This window comes from Marinomonas gallaica, assembly GCF_001639745.1.
GTDB classification, from domain to species: domain Bacteria; phylum Pseudomonadota; class Gammaproteobacteria; order Pseudomonadales; family Marinomonadaceae; genus Marinomonas; species Marinomonas gallaica.
This window is the reverse complement of record NZ_LTAX01000008.1, coordinates 62,262-84,539: the sequence shown is the minus strand read 5'-3', so window position 1 is coordinate 84,539 and position 22,278 is coordinate 62,262. Positions and strand designations below refer to the sequence as shown.

Annotated in this window: 16 protein-coding genes; 5 read left to right on the top strand and 11 right to left on the bottom strand. The window is 48.1% G+C overall.

Translation table 11 applies throughout. The features are described 5' to 3' along the window. Positions 1-13: 13 nt before the first annotated feature. On the top strand, positions 14-1,486 hold the full coding sequence (locus AYW76_RS09525) for an NAD-dependent succinate-semialdehyde dehydrogenase (protein ID WP_067219249.1): 1,473 nt from the start codon (positions 14-16) through the stop codon (positions 1,484-1,486). Between the two features lie 81 nt (positions 1,487-1,567). Here the strand turns inward: AYW76_RS09525 and AYW76_RS09520 are convergent, their stop codons facing one another. Together AYW76_RS09520 and AYW76_RS09515 are read right to left on the bottom strand one after the other, a co-directional pair. Further along, the gene (locus AYW76_RS09520; RefSeq protein ID WP_067219035.1) at positions 1,568-3,676 is read right to left on the bottom strand and encodes a TonB-dependent receptor family protein; all 2,109 of its coding nucleotides are present in this window, start codon (positions 3,674-3,676) and stop codon (positions 1,568-1,570) included. Between the two features lie 42 nt (positions 3,677-3,718). Continuing rightward, positions 3,719-5,755 (bottom strand): TonB-dependent receptor, encoded by a 2,037-nt coding sequence (locus tag AYW76_RS09515; protein ID WP_067219031.1) that lies wholly within the window; start codon positions 5,753-5,755, stop codon positions 3,719-3,721. A 453-nt stretch (positions 5,756-6,208) separates the two neighbouring features. Between AYW76_RS09515 and AYW76_RS09510 the strand changes: the two genes are divergently transcribed. Together AYW76_RS09510 and gabT are read left to right on the top strand one after the other, a co-directional pair. Next, positions 6,209-7,675, top strand: coding sequence for an NAD-dependent succinate-semialdehyde dehydrogenase (locus AYW76_RS09510; RefSeq protein WP_067035376.1), 1,467 nt, complete (start codon positions 6,209-6,211; stop codon positions 7,673-7,675). 199 nt (positions 7,676-7,874) lie between these two features. Continuing rightward, the gene (gabT, locus tag AYW76_RS09505; protein ID WP_067219028.1) at positions 7,875-9,152 is read left to right on the top strand and encodes a 4-aminobutyrate--2-oxoglutarate transaminase; all 1,278 of its coding nucleotides are present in this window, start codon (positions 7,875-7,877) and stop codon (positions 9,150-9,152) included. Between the two features lie 118 nt (positions 9,153-9,270). On the opposite strand, the gene AYW76_RS09500 is transcribed toward gabT, so the two are convergent. From AYW76_RS09500 to manD, 7 genes are all read right to left on the bottom strand, one after another. Further along, on the bottom strand, positions 9,271-10,188 hold the full coding sequence (locus tag AYW76_RS09500; RefSeq protein WP_067219024.1) for a sugar kinase: 918 nt from the start codon (positions 10,186-10,188) through the stop codon (positions 9,271-9,273). A gap of 54 nt (positions 10,189-10,242) precedes the next feature. Then, positions 10,243-11,688, bottom strand: coding sequence for a mannitol dehydrogenase family protein (locus AYW76_RS09495; RefSeq protein ID WP_067219021.1), 1,446 nt, complete (start codon positions 11,686-11,688; stop codon positions 10,243-10,245). 13 nt (positions 11,689-11,701) lie between these two features. Continuing rightward, entirely contained in the window at positions 11,702-12,976 is a 1,275-nt protein-coding gene (locus AYW76_RS09490) for a TRAP transporter large permease (RefSeq protein ID WP_067219017.1), read from the bottom strand. 2 nt (positions 12,977-12,978) lie between these two features. Further along, a complete protein-coding gene (locus AYW76_RS09485; RefSeq protein WP_067219013.1) occupies positions 12,979-13,512 on the bottom strand; it encodes a TRAP transporter small permease in 534 nt (177 codons plus the stop codon). Positions 13,513-13,578: 66 nt separating this feature from the next. Continuing rightward, on the bottom strand, positions 13,579-14,538 hold the full coding sequence (locus AYW76_RS09480) for a TRAP transporter substrate-binding protein (RefSeq protein ID WP_067219011.1): 960 nt from the start codon (positions 14,536-14,538) through the stop codon (positions 13,579-13,581). 36 nt (positions 14,539-14,574) lie between these two features. Next, positions 14,575-15,597: a Zn-dependent oxidoreductase gene (locus AYW76_RS09475; RefSeq protein ID WP_067219009.1), complete on the bottom strand. Its 1,023-nt coding sequence runs from the start codon at positions 15,595-15,597 to the stop codon at positions 14,575-14,577. Between the two features lie 4 nt (positions 15,598-15,601). Then, positions 15,602-16,813 carry a D-mannonate dehydratase ManD gene (gene manD / locus AYW76_RS09470; protein ID WP_067035401.1) on the bottom strand — a complete coding sequence of 404 codons (1,212 nt, stop codon included), beginning with the start codon at positions 16,811-16,813 and terminating at the stop codon, positions 15,602-15,604. Between the two features lie 212 nt (positions 16,814-17,025). On the opposite strand from manD, the gene AYW76_RS09465 reads away from it, so the two are divergent. Next, on the top strand, positions 17,026-17,736 hold the full coding sequence (locus AYW76_RS09465) for an FCD domain-containing protein (protein ID WP_067035404.1): 711 nt from the start codon (positions 17,026-17,028) through the stop codon (positions 17,734-17,736). Positions 17,737-17,761: 25 nt separating this feature from the next. On the opposite strand, the gene AYW76_RS09460 is transcribed toward AYW76_RS09465, so the two are convergent. After that, on the bottom strand, positions 17,762-18,664 hold the full coding sequence (locus tag AYW76_RS09460; RefSeq protein WP_067219007.1) for a DUF808 domain-containing protein: 903 nt from the start codon (positions 18,662-18,664) through the stop codon (positions 17,762-17,764). A gap of 131 nt (positions 18,665-18,795) precedes the next feature. Further along, positions 18,796-19,740: a LysR family transcriptional regulator gene (locus tag AYW76_RS09455; protein WP_067219005.1), complete on the bottom strand. Its 945-nt coding sequence runs from the start codon at positions 19,738-19,740 to the stop codon at positions 18,796-18,798. Between the two features lie 365 nt (positions 19,741-20,105). Here AYW76_RS09455 and AYW76_RS09450 point away from each other — a divergent pair, with 365 nt between their 5' ends. Beyond that, positions 20,106-21,992, top strand: a complete 1,887-nt coding sequence (locus tag AYW76_RS09450; RefSeq protein WP_067219002.1) for a methyl-accepting chemotaxis protein — start codon at positions 20,106-20,108, stop codon at positions 21,990-21,992. Positions 21,993-22,278 lie beyond the last annotated feature (286 nt).

The window sequence follows — 22,278 nt, the reverse complement described above, 5'->3', positions numbered from 1 at the left end:
GTCTGGAGCAATGATGAATATCACTCTCGCACAACCAAACTTATTGAGAAACCAATCTTACATCAACGGCCAATGGGTCCCAGCGGATTCAGGTAAGACCTTTGCTGTGACTAATCCCGCTAATGGCGAGACCATCGCCGACCTTGCCGACTGTGGTGCAGATGAAACCACACGCGCCATTGAAGCCGCCGATGTAGCGCTCACGACGTGGCGACGCAAAACTGCCAAAGAGCGCTCCCTGATCTTGCGTAAGTGGCATCAGCTTATCTTGGACAACCAAGAAGACTTAGGCAAAATTATGACGCTTGAACAGGGCAAGCCGTTAGCCGAAGCGAAAGGCGAGATCTTGTACGGCGCATCATTCATAGACTGGTTTGCCGATGAAGCGCGTCGTATTTATGGTGATGTCATCCCAACCTTTGCGGAAGGTAAGCGAGTACTTACTATTAAACAGCCTGTTGGAGTGGTTGCTACGATTACTCCGTGGAACTTTCCAAATGCGATGATCGCTCGTAAAATTGCACCCGCATTAGCCGCTGGTTGTACGGTGGTCGCTCGCCCATCCAAAGAGACGCCTTTGAGTGCGTTAGCACTGGCTGAATTGGCCCACCAAGCAGGCGTACCTGAGGGTGTCCTCAATATCATCGTCGGCAGTAGTTCAAAAGATGTGGGTGGCGTGATGACGAGCCATCCAACCGTTCGCAAGCTAAGTTTCACTGGCTCAACGCCTGTCGGTAAGGCGCTTCAGTCGCAGTGCTCTGACACCGTAAAACGCACATCGATGGAGCTAGGCGGTAATGCGCCGTTTATTGTCTTTGACGATGCTGACATCGATGCCGCCATTGATGGCTTGATGGGCTGTAAATTCCGTAACGCCGGCCAAGTATGTATCAGCGCCAACCGTATCCTAGTGCAAGACGGCATTTACGATGAGTTTGCCGACAAGCTGACTAAACGCGTTGCTGAGCTAAAAACAGGCAATGGCCTTGAAGAAGGCGTTAAAGTGGGCCCTTTGATTAATAAAGGCGCCGTAGAGAAGGTAGTCGAATTGGTCGATGACGCCGTGAAGAAGGGCGCACAAGTGACTGTCGGCGGACATGATTCTGAGCAAGGTGACGAGCGCTACTATCAGCCCACCGTATTGACCAATGTAACCGATGATATGGATGTGTTTTCCACCGAGATCTTTGGTCCTGTTGCTGCACTCTACCGCTTCAAAACAGAAGACGAGGCGATTGAACGTGCTAACAATACCCCATTTGGTTTAGCGTCTTACTTCTATTCCCAAGGGTTTAGCCGTATTTGGCGTGTTTCAGAAGCCTTAGAGTACGGCATGGTCGGCATCAACGAAGGTGGTATCTCTACCGAAGTCGCACCCTTTGGTGGTATTAAAGAATCCGGCAACGGTCGAGAAGGCTCTAAATACGGTATTGATGATTATGTTGAAATCAAATACCTGTGTATGGGCGGTATACAAGAAGCTTGATCCATTCAGCTTTGTTAGACAATGACGCTCAACCTCGAAAGCCCCGCTTGCTCATTTAAGCGGGGCTTTTTTTGTAATCCCTTAAAAGGTTAAGTTCGCCGTGACATTGTAAGAGCGCCCTAAGCCTGGGTAGCGACCCACAGGGCTGGTGTCCACGCCACGGAAGTAGTATTCCTCGTCGAACAAGTTATTGACCGAGACATCGACACTCAACGTTGTGCTGTCTTGCTGGTATAGCTCTTTACTAACATTGAAATTCCAGACCATATAAGACGGAATTTTGCCGGTTGCACCCGTTGTATCTTCTTGCGCGGTATTCGCATTATCTGAGTAGGCATCGCTGTAGTAGTAGCCCGATAACGTCGATAGGTAGCCAGAAAAGTCGTAGCTCGCATCCCATGAAACTTGATGTTTCGATGCATACGGTAGCTCATTACCTTGATTTGGACCTTCTGCCTCAGAGGTTGCATCTAGGTAGGTATACGCTAGGCCAAGGCTTAAACCCGGTACGTTTTGCGTGGCGTAGCGTCCCGCCAGCTCAACCCCTTGGTGACGCGTCTCGCCAATATTATCAAAGGTTTGCGTAGCACTTTGCCATTGCAGCTGATCTTTATAATCCACTTGGAATAGCGCTGCGTTAAAACTACTTTGCCCTTGAGTAAAGCGCGCGCCTAACTCGTAGTTCCAAGAGACTTCGCCTTCTTCATCACCCGCACCACGTACTTGTGCAATTTGGGGGGCACGCAAGGATTTCTGAGCATTAGCATACGCTACCCATGCATCGTCTAAGCTGTATGCGGCGGTGATGCCCGGCAGCACTTCATTAATTTGGTTAGAATCGGTGGCACCTGAGTTACGGTCCTCAAAGTTCATATGAATCGACTCAAAGCGCACGCCCGGTGTCACTTTTAGGCGGCCATCTAGCAAACCTAACTCGTCACTGATATACGCCGCCACGGCATCAGTTTTCAAGTTCCAGTCTCGTGGCACCGTGACGTTACCGGTAGCAATATTGGCCTGACGCAGACGATAATCAATATTTTCGTTGACGTAACGCGCCCCAACGATGAGGTTATGGGTCAAGCCATCGTGCTCGCCAAATGACACCGATAGCTTAGGTTCCACACCGTACACATCAAACTCACGTGGCGAGTTACGGATATCCGTGGAAGGCTGCGCCGGATCCGCCCAGTGACCGCCCGCTGTATTAAAGCCCCAAATAAAGTTACGAGTATCGTGATGACCAAACGTGAGCACTTCAAGCTGTGAACTGTTGCCCCAATCTAGGTCTTGTAGATATTTTAAATGCCAGCGCGTTGCTGTAGCCTCATAGTCATCATTAAGACGTTGAGATTGTTGACGGTCCGCATCATAAGCCGTAGGGGAAAGGGCGCCCGACATTTCCATATCAGAGTCGTAGCGCTGTAAAAAGGCTTGCAGCTCTTTATCTTCAGAAATCAGCCAATCGGCTTTGATATCAAAGTCGGTCACATCCGTGTCGGAGTGCTCACGGTAACTGTCACCATTTAATGTATTGGCTGAAAACTGAATCCCAAAATCATCGCTTAGCCAGCCACCAGAACGCAGATATAGATTATTCATCAGGTTGTCAGAGTCTTCGTAAGCGCTAATACGATTGCTGATTTGTTTTTCCCATTTGTTTGGAATCGGCTTAGTGACAAGGTTAATCACTCCACCTACGTTGTTCGGGCCATACTGAACGGCCGCACCACCACGCACGACATCAATACGATCCAACGTGTTAAACGTAGCAGGGAACACCGATTGCCCAGTATGACCGTAAGGAGCCAAGGTCAGTGGCACGCCGTCCATTAAGAACTGTGCTCGCTCACTTCGGCTGCCACTCAGACCACGTACCGAGACATTTGGCAATACTCCTGTCCCCGATTCGTCTTGAACTTTGACGCCGGGGACCTGCTGCAACGCACCATCAATCGACGTGGCGGCGGTTTTCTTTAATTGCTCTTGCGAGAGGACCGTACGGTTGCCTGGATACTTAGCAACGTCTTTTTCATCCGACGTGCCAATGACGCTGGATTGCACGGATAGGGTATTCAGTTGGATCACTTCATTGGCAGCGTGAGCCGATACCCCATAGGCCATGGCATAAGTTAAAACAGAGAAACGAAGTGCCGCTACAAGCTGCAACGATTTGTCACGACTAGTCATGATGTAAACCTATACTTTTGTTAACAAAGAATTGAACAGACATTAAAGCTCGTAGTGATAACTCACCATAAACTCTGCTGGAGCGCCGTAACCGATTGAGTTCACACCCGACGTCCCGTTGGTGGAACCTAGGTAATACTCTTCATCGAATAGGTTGTAGGCGTTTAGTTGGATACGATGTTTGCCAACATGGTAAGACGCCATAGCGTCTACGAGGGTGTAATCCCCTAGGGCAACGGCTTCGTTGTTACCCGCGAAACGGTCACCAACATATTTCACACTCGCACCGAAGCGCCAAGCGTCATCCAGTTGATATGTTGCCCCTAAGGCCGCTAGCTGATCCGATACATCGTTAGGTTTTTTACCCGTATCACGATCCTCTGCATCCATATAGGTGTAGCTTGCGGTGGCACTCAATTGCTCGGTGATCTGACCGCGCATTTCTAATTCAATCCCTTGATGACGGGCACGGCTTTTATCGACAATAAAGCCATCCGCATCGGTGCTTGGCTGTTCTTGGTCAATTTGGAACACCGCGGCGTTAAGCATCAAGGCATCGTCTAGAACGTAGGCTTTGGCCCCCACTTCGAGCAATTCCGTGGAGAAGAATTCCGCTTGGGTTGGGCTGACAAAGCTGCCGCCATAAGGCAACTGCCATGATTTAGCCACGGTCGTGTAAGCGGACATGTCGTCGGTCAAACGATACACCGCCCCCAGACGATAGCTGGTTTTATTGTCATCATTGTTGCTGTTCACGCCAGCCGCCGTGGTTTGGTCCAACTCCATACGGTCTTGGCGCACATTCCCTGTGAACGACCAATCTCCCACCGTAATCATATCCTGCAAATATAGGCCTAGGGTTTTGGTGGTGTTTTCACGGAAAGCAGGAAAACCAGGATTGGGCGCATTGGTCGCAGTAGGGTTGTAGATATCCTTAGTCGGCAAGTTCATGCGCGCCAGATTTAAGTCGATATCGATCTGGTTGTAATCGGCACCAAACAGTAATTGATGATTATCCAGTTGCCATTCCAGCTCCGATTGCAGCGTTTGCGTGGTGCGCGGATCGTAGCCAAAGGTATTCACCGTTTGCACTACTTTATTTGTATCTGAAACCGGCGTGGTTGCTTGTCTTGTACCTTGTTGTTCCAATGTCACGCGATTGTAAACCGCACGATTGTGCCAAGTGATCTCCGGTGTCAGCGTCAACTCATCTTCGATGGCGATGCGCGCACTGTCAGATTCTTGGTAATCATTAAGACTGCCGAAGTAAGTACTTCTTGGCACCGCAACAGGTTTGCCATCTTTGGACGGAATACCACGGTAGGGCACTAACTCTTGATGCATAAACTCTAAATTAAGGTTCACCACATGGCCTTCAGACGGATTAAATTGCAACGACGGGGCAATAAAATAGTCTTCTGAATCCACATGATCGACAAACGAATTCGACTGTCGAATCTCGGCATTGATACGACCATTGACGGTATCTGTCAGCTGAGTTGAGCTGTCTATCGAGCCAGTCACCTGATCATGGCTGCCATAGCTCGTACCTAAGCGTGTAAATTCATCTCCATTGGCACGTTTGGTGACAAGGTTAATAATCCCACCCGCTGAACCACGACCATACAACGCACCGGCAGGGCCTTTTACTACCTCAACTTGCTCAACATTGGCCAAACTGCGATAGGACTGTAAATTACCATCGTCTCTCAAACCATCGCGATACACGTCTCGAATCGCATCAAAACCACGAATCACAAACTGATCACGACTGCCTTCTCCTAGGGTATTGTTCACCCCAGCCACACCATCGAGTGCATCCACTAAGCGCACCGCACCACGGTCTTCCATTTCAGTATTCGTCACCACCGATACGGACTGTGGCACATCTAGCCATTCAGCATCGGACTTGCTACCCGATGTTGGCAACTCCTGAGCGTATCCCTTGTAATCTTGAATCATGATTGGATTCATCATATTTTGGCGATCAGAAATAGGGGCTTCCTGCGCGCCATGCGCAGCCGATGAAACAGCGATTACTGCCGTAAGAGGCGTCACTAAAAACGTTTTTATTTCCATTACGAATGGCTTCCAAGTGTATGCCTGTAAAGCGTTGCGAAAATCGCAACATCTTGTTTTCTTAATAGAAATGAAACCACACTCAATAACCATTATCAATTAAAAACAAATATCATTTGTATTTAAATTAATCAGTCTTTCGCTTTAAAAACAGACAAACGCTAGACACGTCCTTTTGATGCTATCGAAAAACTACCTGACTATACATTGGCCAACTTCATGGCTAGATTGCAATTTGAATGTCTCGTCCCATCACTATTTACCAGTTTAAAAAACGCGGCCGTGTATGACTTATCTTTGCCTTAACGCAGTAGTAATTTCTAATGTTTGAATAACATCAAACAAAGCATTGATAGCTTCCCATTTTTTCCGCCCTATAGTTCTCCTACTATCCATTCATTACGGACAAATAGTGTCCGAACACACATACCTCATTATGAGTCTGGAGTTATTATGCAAGTAACATTAGCTCAACCAAACCTACTGAAAAGCCAATCATTCGTGAACGGTGAGTGGGTTGCGGCTGATTCTGGTAAAACCTTCGCAGTGATCAACCCTGCAACGGGTGAACACATTGTTGATGTAGCAGATGTTGCGGCAGACGAGACAACGCGTGCTGTCGAAGCGGCGAATGCGGCGCAAAAAGCATGGCAAGGTAAAACAGCAAAAGAACGTGCGATGTTACTACGCAAGTGGAATCAGCTGATTCTTGATAACCAAGAAGACCTGGCTAAGCTAATGACTCTAGAGCAGGGCAAACCGTTTGCTGAAGCGAAAGGCGAAGTGCTGTACGGCGCGTCGTTCATCGATTGGTTTGCCGACGAAGCACGTCGTTTATACGGTGAAGTGATCCCATCTTTCGCCAATGACAAACGTGTTCTAACCATCAAGCAAGGGGTGGGCGTTGTTGCAGCGATCACGCCTTGGAACTTCCCAATTGCCATGATTACGCGTAAAGCCGGTCCTGCACTTGCAGCGGGCTGTACGATCGTTATCAAACCATCAGAAGAAACACCTCTGTGTGCCTTGGCGCTTGCCGAGTTGGCGCATCAGGCGGGCATCCCAGCGGGTGTTCTGAACGTGGTAGTGGGTACCGACGCTAAGGCGATAGGCGGCGTACTGACTGGCAATCCTATCGTGCGTAAATTGAGCTTTACTGGCTCAACACCAGTAGGAAAACTACTACTCTCTCAATGCGCACAAACGGTAAAACGCACCTCCATGGAGCTAGGTGGCAACGCACCTTTCATCGTATTCGATGACGCTGACCTTGATGCAGCGGTAGAAGGCGCGATTGCTTCCAAATACCGCAACGCCGGCCAAACGTGTGTGTGTGCCAACCGTATTCTTGTTCAAGACGGTGTTTACGATGCCTTTGCTGAGAAATTGGCAAAACGTGTTGCGGAATTTAAAACCGGTAACGGTTTTGCAGACGGCGTAAACATCGGTCCTCTGATCAACAAAGCAGCGGTTAACAAGGTTGAAGAGCTTGTTAACGATGCGGTGAGCAAAGGCGCAAAAGCATTAATCGGTGGCGCAAAAGCAGAGCAAGCAGGCGAGCAGTTCTTCGAGCCAACCATCCTAACGGGTGTAACACCCGACATGACCATTTTCTCAAGCGAGATCTTTGGCCCTGTGGCTCCGTTGTTCCGCTTTAGCACAGAAGATGAAGCTGTTGAGATGGCAAACAATACCCCATTTGGTTTGGCATCTTACTTCTATTCCCAAAATATCGGCCGTATTTGGCGTGTTTCCGAAGCGTTGGAATACGGCATGGTCGGTGTTAACGAAGGCATTATCTCCAGCGAAGTTGCGCCATTTGGTGGTGTGAAAGAGTCTGGCAGTGGCCGTGAGGGTTCCAAGTACGGTATCGACGAGTACGTGGAAATTAAATACCTATGCATGGGCGGCATTAACTAAGTCACCCATAATGCCCGCCAGTGTCAGACAAAACAGTGTTTCTGTAGCTGTGTGATAGCAAGCATTAGCCCATGGATGGGCGCTCCGCCCCTTTAGGGCATGGACGCCCTACAGGGCGGTGCTGCTATCACACCGTCTACAAATACGACTGATATATTGACTGACATTGCTCGCACCTAATTAAGAGAGATCGAGACAAATGAACAACGCTAGCTTACAAGAACGCAAAGTAAATGCCATCGCACGTGGCCAAGGCAACATGGCTCCTGTGTATGTAGACCGTGCCCTAAACGCTGAAATTTGGGACGTTGAAGGCAACCGTCACATCGACTTCGGTGCGGGTATCGCGGTAGTGAACACGGGCCACAACCACCCGAAAGTGAAAGCCGCAGTCCAAGCACAAGTTGAGCGCTTCACCCACACGTGTGTCATGGTGAGCCCATACGAGTCAGCTGTTGCTCTTGCAGAAAAACTAAACGCTGCCGCACCTGGTAACACGCCGAAGAAATCTATCTTCGTAACGACGGGTGCAGAAGCGGTTGAGAACTGTGTGAAAATCGCCCGTGCTTACACGGGTCGTCCGGGTATCATCGCGTTCAACGGTGGCTTCCACGGCCGTACCAACATGACCATGGGTCTAACAGGTAAAGTAAACCCTTACAAAATTGGCTTTGGTCCATTCCCAAGCGACATTTTCCACGTGCCGTACCCAAATGAGTACCTAGGCATTACTGAAGAGCAAGCACTTGCTGACCTGCAAATGCGTTTTACGTGTGACATTGAGGCGTCTAAAGTAGCGGCGATCATCATCGAGCCAGTTCAAGGCGAAGGTGGTTTCTACATGGCGTCAGCAAGCTTCCTACAAAAGCTACGTGCGGTATGTGATGAGCATGGCATTCTATTGATCATGGATGAAATCCAAGCCGGTTTCGCCCGTACTGGTACGATGTTCTGCCACGAACAATCTGGCGTCGAAGCAGATCTTATGACGGCAGCAAAAGGCATCGCAGGTGGTTTCCCCATCGCAGCGGTAGTGGGTAAAGCAGACATCATGGACGCGCCAATTCCTGGTGGTCTTGGCGGTACTTACGGTGGTTCTCCAGTAGGTTGTGCAGCGGGTCTTGCAGTATTCGACGTGATCGAAGAAGAAAACCTATGCGAACGTGCTAACCAAGTGGGCGCGCGTTTTGTTGAGCACCTAAAAGGTCTACAAGCGGAATACCCACACATCATTGGCGACGTGCGTAACGCTGGCGCCATGATCGCAGTTGAATTCGTTCACGACGGTGACGTAACTAAGCCGTACCCAGAGCTAGCGAAAGGCCTATCGGCAAAAGCCGCTGAAAATGGTCTAGTACTGCTTTCTTGTGGTATCCGCGGCAACGTTATCCGCTTCCTACCAGCATTGACGATCGAAATGGAGATCATTGATGAGGGTATGGACATCTTCAAGCGCATCTTTAAAGAGCTTGTGTAAGATGTCAGTTTTAACGGCTTAGTCCACCTAGACTTCCGTTTACAAGACAAGCCCTCCAGGTTGAATGTCTTGTTTTCAGCCGCTGCCTCACAAGGGCAGCGGCTTTTTTATGTGCGCTTTACGCTAAGTTTAATTGATGCTCGGGTACAATCGCGCCACGGTGCTGTATGACTTGTGCTGCAATGTTGTGCGCAAGCTTGGCGCTGTCGGCTTTACTCTTGCCTAACGCTAAGCCGGCTAAATAGCCGCCATTAAAGGAATCACCCGCACCCGTTGTGTCCAGTGGACGAATGCCTTCCAGCGAGGGGACAAGCTGTTCTTCTGAGGCAATTAGACAGCCTTCTGCGCCTTTTTTAACGATGACTTCCTGTGCGCCTGCTTGCTTCCAAAACGCAACCACATCACGGTCTGTATGCAGGTCATTGAGCAGTTGCTCGTCGTCAAGGGTTGTCATTACCGTGGCTTGGGTAGCTGAGACCAGATCTTGCATGGCAGACGATGCCTCTTTGGCACCTTGCCACAGTTTAGGGCGGTAGTTCGGATCAAACACTACGCTGACATGCGCCGCTTTTAATGCATTGACCAGCTTCATGCGTGCTACCGGCGTCAAGATCGCCAAAGAAATACCAGACAGATACACCATTTGATAGTCACTTAACGAAGCTAATAGAGCATCGCCTTCATCGCCATCAAACATGCGCTTAGCCGCCGATGTTTCACGCCAATAGGTAAAACTGCGTTCACCATCGTCATCATTTGATACAAGGTATAACCCCACCTTGCCATCCTCAAGGCAACGGATCGAGCCCGTATTCAAATCAGCGGCGCTGAGTGCATCAATGAGTTTATGACTGAGCTCATCTGTACCTACTGCAGTTATATAGCTCACATCTGCTTGGTTATTTAATAGCTTCTTTAAGTAATAAGCCGTGTTGTAGGTGTCACCGGCGTAATTTTTAATCAAGTTGTTAGGGGTATCGCCTGTTGTTAGCTCGATCATGCATTCACCGATGCAGGCAATTTTTATGTTGGACATATGAGAACTCCAAGCATAGCCGCTTAATCTGAGGTTAAGCGGCTATGACAATGTCTAAGAAGAGAGGGAACTGAGTGTTGGCTGTAAAGGCGACTGCTGCAGCTGTGTGACTAAGTAACTGATTCGTTCACACAATGCCGTGTCGTCAGCTAAGAGCGCAGGAAAAATGTCTGTCATAGCCAGCAAAGACGCGACTCTTTCTACCGTATTCTCGCTCTGACTGATCGCAGCGAACACAGTAGTTTCTAACGGGTCATTTATCGAGGTCAGCGCTTGTTGATGTTGCATAACATACAGCATCCAGCCCGCTAGCCCAAGCTCTGTCGCTTGTCGAGCCATACCTTGCTGCGACAAATCGCACCAGCCTTGCAACCAACGCTGTGGCAATTTTTGCGATCCATCCATGGCAATTTGTTGTAAGCGATGCTGCAAACTGTCATTTTTAAAGCGTTGAATCAAGGCAGAGCAGTAATCTTCTAATTCTTGTTGATCAAACGATGGCAGGGTCGGCGCCACTTCTTGCATCATATAGAAACGCAGAAACTGTTCAATCGCAGGATCGGTCATCGCTTGAGCGACAGTTTCATAACCTGCAATAGGACCCAAATACGCTAACAGTGAATGGCTACCGTTGAGCATACGCAACTTCATCATTTCGTATGCAGACACGTCAGCGACCATCTGCACACCAAACGCCTCCCACTGTGGGCGACCTTGTGGGAAGTTATCTTCTACTACCCATTGGCTAAACTGCTCACACTTTACCACCGTCGGGCTATCGATCCCGGTGTCTTGTTTGATCGCTGCAAAATCCGCCTCGGTCATAGCAGGCACAATACGGTCAACCATCGAACTTGGGAAAGCCACCTTCTGCTCTATCCATGCCGCGAGCTCAGCATCAAACGCTTTAGCAAAGCTCACCACCGCCGTTTGCACGCGTTTGCCATTGTGGGGCATGTTGTCACAACACAGTACGGTAAAGGGCTCAAAACCCGCTTCTCGGCGCAAACGCAAACCTTGGACCAATAACCCGATAATCGTCTTTGGACTCTCTAGGTTCGCCAAGTCATGTTGGATATCCGCATTGTCCGTTTGCAACTGACCAGTCGCAGGCGATAGAAAGTAGCCTTTTTCTGTCACTGTCATCGTGACAATCTTGGTATGTGTATCCGCCAGACGCTGCACCAACGCTTGTCGGCCCATTGCATCACCTGCGAATAACGCTTCTTTCATGGCGCGAATTTCTCGCACTGTGGCGGTATTCTGATCAGCGTATTCCACCACATGAAACACATTGTTGGCCCCATTTAATTGCTCAACCAATGTTACATTAGAGCGGATATTCGCACTGACCAACGCCCAATCACCACCACATTTGGCTAAGGTGTTTTCGATATAAACCGCTTGGTGGGCACGATGAAACGCCCCCAAACCAATATGAACGATGCCAGCTTGATGCTGTTCAGGGACGACATGACTCGCCTCTACAGTAATATTCATAACGTTGTCTCAACTAATCCATTAATGAAGGAAGCCACAGCGAAACTGCCGGTACGTAAGACACCAGCAATAATACGGCAAGGTTGCATAATAAGAATGGCCAAATGGCTTTCACCACATGAGACATCGGGATCTTACCGATACCCGCCGCCACAAACAGACACACACCAACTGGTGGTGTGGTCAAACCGATCATCAGATTCAATACCGCCATGATGCCAAAATGAATAGGATCCATACCGATACCTTCCGCGACTTTAAGCAGTGTCGGGAACAGAATAATCAGCGCGGCGATGGTTTCCATAAAACCACCCACCAACAGCAGTACCAAGTTCAGGATCAAGATGACGAGAATGGGATTAGAGGTGATGCCGAAGATCGCATCAGACAGCATCTGTGGGATTTGCTCGCTGGTCAGGATCCAGCCAAATAAGTTTGCCATACCAACAAGGAGCAGCAAGCTCGACGAGCTTAACGCGGTATCCATCAGAATCTTCGGAAGATTCTGCCAAGTAATGCCTTTATAGACAAACATACCGACAACAAAGGCGTACAAACTCGCCACAATCGAGGCTTCCGTTGGCGTAAAGATGCCGCCGATGATGCCGTACAAAATAATGAAGGTCATCAACAGCGCCCAAAACGCACCACGACCAACGCTTAACACTTCACGTAACGTCGCGCGTTTTTCTCGTGGGTACTGTTTTCGCACCGCAATAATGTACGCCGTCACCATCATCGCCAGACCCAGCATCAAGCCAGGCACCACCCCTGCGATGAACATCTTGCCGACCGAAATACCACTTAAAGAGCCAACGATAATCATCGGAACACTGGGTGGAATAATCGGGCCAATAGTCGAAGAAGCCGCCGTGACCGCGGCTGCAAATGGCTTATCGTAGCCAGAGCGCGCCATCCCCGGAATCATCACCGAGCCGATGCTGGCCGTATCGGCTACAGCGGTACCGGAAATACCCCCAAAGATCATCGAGCCGCCGACATTAGCGAGACCAAGACCACCACGAATATGGCCTAAAAGGGCGTTACTAAAACGAATGATGTAGTCGGTAATATTGCCGACGTTCATCAGATTACCGGCCAAAATAAAACCTGGAATACACAGCAACACGAAGGAATCCATGCCTGCATATAAGCGCTGCGGCACGATCGTCATGGGGATATCCGCCATGAACAAGTATGCCATCGAAGACAATCCCAAACAAAAGACAATGGGCATACCAAACAGAAGCAGCGCAAAAAAGGCTACAAATAAAATCGCAACTTCCATGGTTATTGACCCTTACGTTGAGTGAATGAAAGTAACTCTAAGAGAGCCCCTAGCACACTGTAAAAAGCGGTTAAGTAAAAGAAAATGGTCACTGAAATGAACACCCAGTACATTGGCATTTCAAGGGTAGGCGACATTTGCCACTGGCCTATTTGAGCGTACTGCATAGAGAACGGAATCAAATACAACGCAAAGGCGGCAGTCAGAACATGGCAGATCAGTACGTAGATGCGTTTCCAAAATGGACTTAGAAACCCTTGAAACAGCTCTAAGCGCACATGACGATCATCGCGAATCACCAATCCGGAGCTTAGAACAATTAAATAAATAAACAGATAACGCGACAGTTCCTCGGTCCAAACCGGCGAGGTGGGCAACATAAAGCGGGAAATAACCTGCAATAGAACCACTGCAGCAATCGCCAGCAACGCCGCTGACGCAAGGATGGCAAAGCACTTATCAATCACTGCACGAATCGCCAGCAGCAATGAGGTGACTTTCACCGTTAAAGTGCTCGTAGAAGCGGGAGCATTCATCGGACAGAACTCCAAAAAATAAAGAACCTCCCCAAGCGTAACAAGGGGAGGTTGAGCATGCCGTTATTAAATTTTGTTCAAAAGTTCTAGCTGCTCAGGTGTCAAAGACTCTTGCACCGCGGCTTTTACTTCTTTTTGGAAAGCCTCAATATTTGGCTCAACAAACGTCATACCGCGCGCTTCTAAGTCTGCTCGCAGTGCCGCTTCGTCAGCTTTAAACATTTCATGTTCGTATGACTGCATTTGCGCCGCTGCATCCAGCACGATCTCACGTAGGTCCGCTGGCATGCTGTTTAATTTGTGTGAGCCAATCACAACATAGATCCAGCTGCGCACATGACCGGTTAGGTTTACGTAGTCTTGCACTTCATAGAAGCTAGCGCTTTTGATTAAACTCAGTGGGTTTTCTTGGCCATCAATCGTGTTCTGTTGAAGCGACGTAAAGACTTCACTGAACGACATTGGAATCGGCTTAGCACCTAATTTGTGCCACGCTTTTACAAACAGTGGTACGTTAGGTACACGCAGTTTCATGCCTTCTAGATCACTTGGCTCCATAATTGGGCGATTGGATGTTAGGTGGCGCGGACCACGCTCAAACCAAGCAATCGGCTGTAAACCCGTTTGCTGCTTGATCTGCTCTTCGATCTCTTGACCGACTTCACCTTCTACCGCATTTTTAAGCTGCTCAGAACTGGTAAAGGCATAAGGCACGGCCAGCAACGCGGCTTTTGGTGCCCAATTTTGCAACGATTCACCGGTCATGGTCATGTCCGCTGTGCCTAACTGAATGCTGTTAATCACATCCTGTTCTTTACCAAGCTGTGAGCTTGGGTACAGTTTCACTTCAATTCGACCATCCGATTCAGCTTCGGCCACTTCTTTGAACTTGAGAGCGGCTTTGTGCCAAATATTGTCTTCTGACGCTGGATGACCAAACTTAAGGGTGACATCCGCGGCATGGGTAAGACCCGCCGCAATTAACGCAGAAGAAAGAGCAATGGCTTTGAACATTGGTTTAATCATGGGTAACTCCATTTTTTTATTTTCGATCGTTTTAAGTTACTCACCCATAGTGACGAGCACTTTGCGGGTAATCTCTGGGTGTTTTTCCATTAACTGGATGCCATCCGGCATTTCATTCAAGGCAACACGGTGACTGATTAATTTCAGTGGGTCCAGTTGACCAGACGCAATCAATTCCAGCACTTGTGGGAATCGGCGATTATTTAAGCGAGAGCCAACCAGTGTGAGCTCTTTCTTAATCACTTCGATTTGCGACAGATCACTGGGTGCAGAACTAAAGCCCAATAGACCAACACGGCCCGCAGGACAGGCAATGCGCAAAATTTCAGGCAATAGGGCAGGAATGCACGCCGCATCTGCGATCAAAGGTACGCCTTCGCCATTTGTCCATTCACGTACGGTGTCTTCGACGTTTTGCTCGCGGCTATTGATCGTATCGGTTGCGCCCAATGCTTTGGCGGTTTCTAAACGCTCCGCAACGATGTCCGTCACGATAATTCGCTCAATGCCAATCGCTTTAGCGACTTGCACGATGGTCAGACCAATCACGCCCGCGCCATAAACCAATAGCGTATCCCCATCAATTGGGTTCATACGCGATAACACATTCATCGCAATGGAATACGGCTCGACCAACGCGGCTTGTTCTAGCGTGACGTTGTCTGGCAGTTTAATCACATTGGACGCTGGCGCACTGGTAAACTGGCTAAAGCCGCCGTTACGGTGTACACCAAATACTTGCATGTTCATACACACGTTATGGCGTCCAGCGCGGCAAGGGTAACAGGTGCCACAACTAATAACGGGGTCAACGCACACGCGATCACCGACGGCTAAACCTTCGACATCGTCCGCCAGCGCCGTTACCACGCCAGAGAATTCATGGCCTGTGACACGGGGGAACTGTACGAATGGGTTTTGACCATGAATGATGTGCAAGTCGGAACCACAAATCCCTGCGAACGATGTTTTAATCATCACTTCACCGGCCGCCACTTCTGGCATCTCGGTGTCGATTAGGTTGTATTCGTTAACGTTTTTAACTTGGAAAGCTTTCATAGGGTTACCAGTTCCACAGGGTGCCATCTTCCAAGCGATTCACTGGAAGATAAGCAGGTTTATAAGGGTATTTCGCGGCCAGTTCTTCATCGATGTCAACACCGTGCCCAGGCACTTCGCCCGGAGTGAAGAAGCCGTCTTTAAATTCGTAGGCATGTGGGAACACAGCATCCGTTTCAGCGGTGTGCGGCATGTGTTCTTGAATACCAAAATTCGGTACCCACGTATCAAAATGCAGCGCTGCGCCCATGCAGACAGGCGATAAATCGGTTGCGCCATGGAAACCTGTTTTAACATGGTACAAAGCAGCGAAATCGGCAATGCGGCGTACATTGGTAATACCACCAGCATGGGTAATCGTGGCGCGAATGTAGTCGATCAGCTGCTTTTGTATCAGCTCTTGGCAATCATGCAATGAGCTGAAAACCTCACCAATCGCCAACGGAGTAGTGGTGTGCTGGCGGATGATTTCATAAGACGCTTGATGCTCGGCAGGGGTACAGTCTTCCAACCAAAATAAGTGGTAAGGTTCCACTTCTTTGCCAAGACGCGCCGCTTGAATCGGCGTTAAACGATGGTGTGCGTCGTGCAAAATATGCAAGTCTTCACCGAATTGATTGCGTACTGCTTCAAATAATTTTGGCACGTGGTTGAGATATTTTTCCGTCGACCAAACATGCTCAGCGGGCAGATCAGAGTCGGCTGGCTCGTAAGGCTTACCCGCTTCTTTAGCGACGCCATAAGTAGTCGGTACGCCAGGGATGCCACATTGCACACGTACGGCTTTATAGCCTAGGTCGACATGCTTTTGCACTTCTTCTAAACAAGAGTCGATGTCTAAACCGGTCGCATGACCATAGACCATCACTTTTTCACGGCTTTTACCACCGAGCAATTGGTACAACGGCATGTTTGCCATTTTTGCTTTGATGTCCCACAGGGCCACATCGACGGCTGCAATAGCGGTCATGGTCACAGGACCGCGACGCCAGTAAGCACCGCGGTATAAGTACTGCCAAGTATCTTCGATACGCTGCGGATCTTTACCAATGAGCGTTGGGATAACATGGTCTTCTAGATACGCTACCACCGCTTTCTCGCGGCCGTTAAGCGTCGCATCACCAATACCATATACGCCTTCATCGGTTTCAATTTTAAGCGTAACCATATTGCGTCCGGGGCAGGTCACAATCACTTTTGCGGATCGAATTTTCATACTGACAAACCTAACTTATTATTTTTGGCATACCAAAAAATGGATTACGAGGCTAAAACTAGCCTAATTTTCAACCACAAACAAGCATTCTTGCACTATTGGCATACCATTTTTCGCTGTAACCGGACAAGATCGCGACTTTCTATCGACTTTTTCGAGGAAGTGCGTAAATATGGCATACCACTTTTGTAACCATCTAATCAGTAGAAATCATGGCAGAACGTCTTTACAAAGAAATTGGTGAGAAGATTAAACAAGAAATACTCAAATCAGACATGGGTATTGGCGATAAGCTTCCGACAGAGCGAGTCTACGCAGAGCTGTTTGGTGTGAGCCGAACGTTGGTGCGTGAAGCATTCATCATGCTTGAAATTGAAGAGCTCATTGAAGTCAAAAAAGGCTCTGGCAGCTACCTAAAAGCTCGCCCATTTGATCGCCCTGACCGACAAGTATCAGATGTCGGCCCTTTCGAATTGCTTCAAGCAAGGCAAGTGATTGAGAGCGCCGTGGCCGCCTGTGCAGCATTGACAGTGACAAAAGCAGATTTACAGCGACTGCAAGACACATTAGACCTTGAAGAAGCCGAAATGCAAAACGTTGAAAAAGCGAATGCCGCCGATCGTGAGTTTCATTTATTGGTCGCCCAAGCCACGCAAAACACGTTATTGGTCGATAATGTACTGCGTCTTTGGGACATGCGCGACAACAACCCCATGTGGCAGCAACTGCATGCTCGTATCCCTGAGTCGTCCTATCACGGCCAATGGCTAAAAGATCACGAAAAAGTATTGATGCAACTGCGCAAACGCAGTGCTGAAGGCGCGCGTGATGCGATGTGGCAACACCTAGAGAACGTCAAGCGAACCCTGTTTGAACTGTCTGACACCGAAGCGCCGGATTTTGATGGGTATTTGTTTTCTTAGCGACGGAATAACCATTTCTGGCAACTTAAGAGCGTATTTTAGATAGTACGGGGCCAGCTACGTACTGCAAGACAAGGTAAACGAATGCGCCTGCCAATACACCAATCCCTAAATTAATCAGCATCGGGATAAGTCCAGATACAATGGTTTCGAGTGCGGGTGGTAAGGATGACAGCGGAGCTTCCCAGTGTGGTAAGGCGTGAGCAATGATGCCACCACCGACTAAGAACATGGCGAAGGTGCCCACCACAGAAAGTGTTTTCATTAGCTTAGGTGCGAAGGTTACGAGCCCCATCCCCAGAGTGTTTAGTAAGCCATCTGGGTATTTTTTTCTTAGATAAAGTCCTAGATCATCGAGCTTAACGATCCCAGCAACCAGAGCATACACACCGGCGGTCATAACAAAGGCTATAAGGGAAACCACTAAGACTTGGCTAATAAACGCAGCGCTTTGAACCGTACCTAAGGCAATAACGACGATTTCTGCTGATAGTATAAAATCAGTGCGGATGGCGCCTTTGATTTTATTTTTCTCGTAGGCCACCAAATCTGTACCCTCTGGTAGATTTAACTGGTCACTGTGCTCTTTTTTATGCGTTAAGCTTTGCAGAACCTTTTCGAAGCCTTCAAAACAAAGATACAAGCCTCCAATCATTAACAACGGTGTAATGAGCCACGGCGCAAAGGCTGAAATCAGTAAAGCGAGCGGCACTAGAATCAGTTTATTAATAAAAGAGCCTTTGGCAACGGCCCAAACTACTGGTAGCTCTCGGTCAGCGCTGACACCTGTAACTTGCTGAGCGTTCAGTGCTAGATCATCACCGAGCACTGCACCGGTTTTCTTAGCGGCCACCTTAGACATCAACGCAATGTCGTCCAGTAGGGTAGCGATGTCATCAATCAACGCGAGTAAATTTGTACCAGCCATGGTTCTAGCTCCTGTGTGGATGTTTCATTGACAGTACCATTAACCCACTTTAAAAAACGCCAATGACTTCGAAAATTAAATGCAGTATTAGCGATTTAGAAGATGATCATGTGGTTACTCTGAGCCTAATCCTAATAAGGTGCTGCCCCCATTTCACCTTGTCCAAAGTACGCTCTAATCACGTCTAAAAACAATTCTCTAGGCTTATTAGGCTGGGCGGTTTTCTTGTAGATAGCGGCCATGCCGAGGTTATAAAAACGCTGAGATGTGGCAACAGCAACAATATCACCGCGTTTTAGATACTCCGCCGCGTAAGTTTCGGGTAAAAAGCCAATGTATCGCCCGGATAAAATAAGCGCTAAACGCGTGTCGTAAAAATATGAGATTGCAGATAAAGTCATGTTAGATATCTGCTCACTTGCCCCTTCATGAGGCTTCAAGCCCGCATGTGTGGCGGGAAAGCTATCAACAGAATCGATTTGCTCTTGCTCTGATAACAGCGCCAATGGATGCGTTTTGGCCACATAGATATAGCAGGGCTCACTGTATAAATGGATGTACTCAAGGCCATCAAGTTTACGGTGATAGGGAATAAACCCCACGTCTGCGCCATCGTTTAAAATAGTACGCTCAATTTTAGCCATCGAAGTGATGTTGGTTTCGAGCGTCACCTCCGGTGCACGGTCGGTGAACTCACGAATCAACTCAGGAAAACGGCAACGCGGATCCAGACTCACCGAGTCTGACAGCGCAATCCGCAAACGGCCCGTCAAGCTGGCATTGAGGTTGTTCACGGTAATACGAAACGCATCTAACGATTCCAGTAAGGTTTCGGTCATGCGGTAAATGATTTCACCTTCTTCGGTCAACGAGAAGCCACCACGACCACGCTTACAGAGGGTTAGGTTCAAACGAGACTCAAGGTTTGAAATATGCAGGCTGATCGTAGAGCGGCCAATATTTAACATGGTCTCCGCCGCTGAAAACCCACCGCAGTCTACGACTGTTTTAAAGACTTTCAGTTGCTTGATTTCGTAGTCGCCTACTTGACCAAGCGAGTAATTTTTCACGCTCATCATGCCCCCTAACAACTCAGCTAGATGTCTAATGTTACTCAGTATATCCGATCTTTATAGCATTCCACATGGCCAATTCATTGTGATCCCTAGGTTTGTTTGGTCAACACCTAACTTTAGGTTTAGACAACAGCGTTTCACTCCCTAGTGAGCTTCTCTAATGTGGAGCTATCAGTGTTGAGTAATGGCATCACCCTTGTTAATTAGCGCTGGTAGCTCTTAAGAAGCCCTCTCAATGCTTCTTATTTTGAGAATCTTTGTACTTTTTATTAGCCCGTGCACTTGCTCGGGCTTTTTTTAAATGTACTGTTCATATTTATGCGTTAATTTATGCTCTTCTCACTTCCTTTGACTTAGGAGTTTTTGTGTCCTTAAAACTTTCTGTTCGACAAAAGCTGATCGCTATTTTGCTTTTCGTATGTATCGGTTTTGCTGGGTTTGGCTTATACGCTGTGATGAATTTTCAGCAGATGCAACAAGCTGGGCTAAAAGCCAATAGTATTGCCGATTCCTATGCTCAGCTGAGTAATCTGGAAATCACGCTGCTCAAATTCGAACGCCATGCGGATACACCTAAGCAAGAAGACATTGCCAAACTCTTTCAAGAACTCGACAGTCTTATCGAAGAAGACGCTCTGCAACAAGTACTGGCGAATCCTTTCCTAGATGAGCAAGCGAAACAAAGTGTGCGGACACTTAAGCAAAACCTTCCAAACTACTTTGATCGCTTACAAAGCTATTTAGAGACCACTCAAAAACTGGGTACAGATAATCAAAGTGGTGCGTTATTGGCTCTAAACCAAGCCGCAGCGACCGCTGAGGAAAACCTCGCAATGTTGGCCAGCTTTGCGGCCACATTTAAAGAAGTGCGCACCAAAGAAAAGGACTTTTTAGCCTACCCAACACAGGCCAACCAAGTCATATGGTTTGAGTCTTTAGATGGGCTGGTTACACAAGTGAATGAGATTGGCTTTGGCGATGTATTTAATCCATTGTTAGACGCCTATCGCACGGCCGCTCAACCCGTTGCGAATTACGCTTTGTCGCGCAAACAAATCAAACAAGCGCTGAATCAGGCTCGCGAGCAAAACTCACAAACCTTGAACAATACGACAGAGTACCTGAAATCACCTTTATTAGAACAAGCACAGCTGCAAGCCAATGTTACAGCCACAAATGCACGCCGTAATTTGATCATTGGTGGCATCGTCCTTACGTTACTCATCGGTGCCATCATTGCGACGGTGATTTACAGCTTAAATCAAAAAATCCAAACCATCTTGAAACGCTTACAAGAAGTGGCGGCCGGCAAACTGGTTCGCCATGACAACAACACGATGAATCCAAACGATGAATTCGATCAGATTTTAATGACCTCGAATGAAATGACGGACAACCTCAGTCTTCTGGTCAGCCAATTACGCAATAGCAATCAAGCGTTAGTCAGCACCGCCGACCAATTAAGCGAGGATGCGATTACGATCGTGTCTGGCAGTGAGCAGATTCGCGACCGTAGTAATACTTTGGCTGCTGCGACTGAAGAAATCTCTCACACATCTGCGGATGTCGGCAATATGACACAACAGGTCAATGCGGCCACTAACGATGCCTACAACTCAGCTCAAACCGGGGCGCATGTGATTGGTGATGCGATTGACGCCATTCAAGCGGTTGCCTCTTCCATTGAACAAACCCATGTCAGCGTGTCGCAGCTCGGTGAGCGCTCCAAAGAAATTGACTCCGTGATCGACCTAATCGTGGGCGTTGCAGAGCAAACTAACTTACTCGCTCTGAACGCAGCCATCGAAGCCGCACGTGCCGGAGAAGCAGGCCGAGGCTTTGCGGTGGTCGCAGACGAAGTCCGAACCTTAGCCGAGCAAACCGTTCAAGCCACCAGCAGTATCACCAGCAAAATTGAAGGCATTCAGCGAGAAACCCAAAATGTTATCGCGGCCATGGCGTCCAGCTTAGAACAAGTCGCCGCTGGAAAAGAGAAAGGCGAAACGGCTGTCTTTACCATCAAAGAAGTGGAAGCGTTAACCTTAGATGCTGCAGAGCGGACACAATCGATTTCTGCTTCGATTCAAGAAGTTGTACTGACGACACAGACCATGGCCAAAGATATGGATGATATTGCTCAAAGCATCGAACATAACTACCATGCGACGCAAAATATCAAAGCATCCGGCCAAGACATCCATGGCCATGTTTCCAGCTTAACCCAACAAATTGCGCAATTTGAAATTAGATAGTCATTTATTTTTTAGAATTAGTTTGAGAAAAAGGGGAAGCATCGCTTCCCCTTTTTTACGGTCTAATCATCCCCTTAATTGCACCATAAGAGTGCATTATAATACACTCTGATTGTTGGGCATTCATTGATCAATAAAAACCGACGTAATTTTTTGAAAATGCTTTAATAATCAAATTACTAGATCATCATGGGCGCGTCATAATTGTGACACTATTTGAGCCCTAATATAGGGCACACGCACGAATCTAAACCAACTATACATCTGATTTATAAAGACTTTTAAA

Bases quoted from the DNA above. Each gene is read 5' to 3' on its own strand.
- AYW76_RS09525 (WP_067219249.1), top strand. From the start codon at position 14: ATGAATATCACTCTCGCACAACCAAACTTATTGAGAAACCAATCTTAC.
- AYW76_RS09520 (WP_067219035.1), bottom strand. From the start codon at position 3,676: ATGACTAGTCGTGACAAATCGTTGCAGCTTGTAGCGGCACTTCGTTTC.
- AYW76_RS09515 (WP_067219031.1), bottom strand. From the start codon at position 5,755: ATGGAAATAAAAACGTTTTTAGTGACGCCTCTTACGGCAGTAATCGCT.
- AYW76_RS09510 (WP_067035376.1), top strand. From the start codon at position 6,209: ATGCAAGTAACATTAGCTCAACCAAACCTACTGAAAAGCCAATCATTC.
- gabT (WP_067219028.1), top strand. From the start codon at position 7,875: ATGAACAACGCTAGCTTACAAGAACGCAAAGTAAATGCCATCGCACGT.
- AYW76_RS09500 (WP_067219024.1), bottom strand. From the start codon at position 10,188: ATGTCCAACATAAAAATTGCCTGCATCGGTGAATGCATGATCGAGCTA.
- AYW76_RS09495 (WP_067219021.1), bottom strand. From the start codon at position 11,688: ATGAATATTACTGTAGAGGCGAGTCATGTCGTCCCTGAACAGCATCAA.
- AYW76_RS09490 (WP_067219017.1), bottom strand. From the start codon at position 12,976: ATGGAAGTTGCGATTTTATTTGTAGCCTTTTTTGCGCTGCTTCTGTTT.
- AYW76_RS09485 (WP_067219013.1), bottom strand. From the start codon at position 13,512: ATGAATGCTCCCGCTTCTACGAGCACTTTAACGGTGAAAGTCACCTCA.
- AYW76_RS09480 (WP_067219011.1), bottom strand. From the start codon at position 14,538: ATGATTAAACCAATGTTCAAAGCCATTGCTCTTTCTTCTGCGTTAATT.
- AYW76_RS09475 (WP_067219009.1), bottom strand. From the start codon at position 15,597: ATGAAAGCTTTCCAAGTTAAAAACGTTAACGAATACAACCTAATCGAC.
- manD (WP_067035401.1), bottom strand. From the start codon at position 16,813: ATGAAAATTCGATCCGCAAAAGTGATTGTGACCTGCCCCGGACGCAAT.
- AYW76_RS09465 (WP_067035404.1), top strand. From the start codon at position 17,026: ATGGCAGAACGTCTTTACAAAGAAATTGGTGAGAAGATTAAACAAGAA.
- AYW76_RS09460 (WP_067219007.1), bottom strand. From the start codon at position 18,664: ATGGCTGGTACAAATTTACTCGCGTTGATTGATGACATCGCTACCCTA.
- AYW76_RS09455 (WP_067219005.1), bottom strand. From the start codon at position 19,740: ATGAGCGTGAAAAATTACTCGCTTGGTCAAGTAGGCGACTACGAAATC.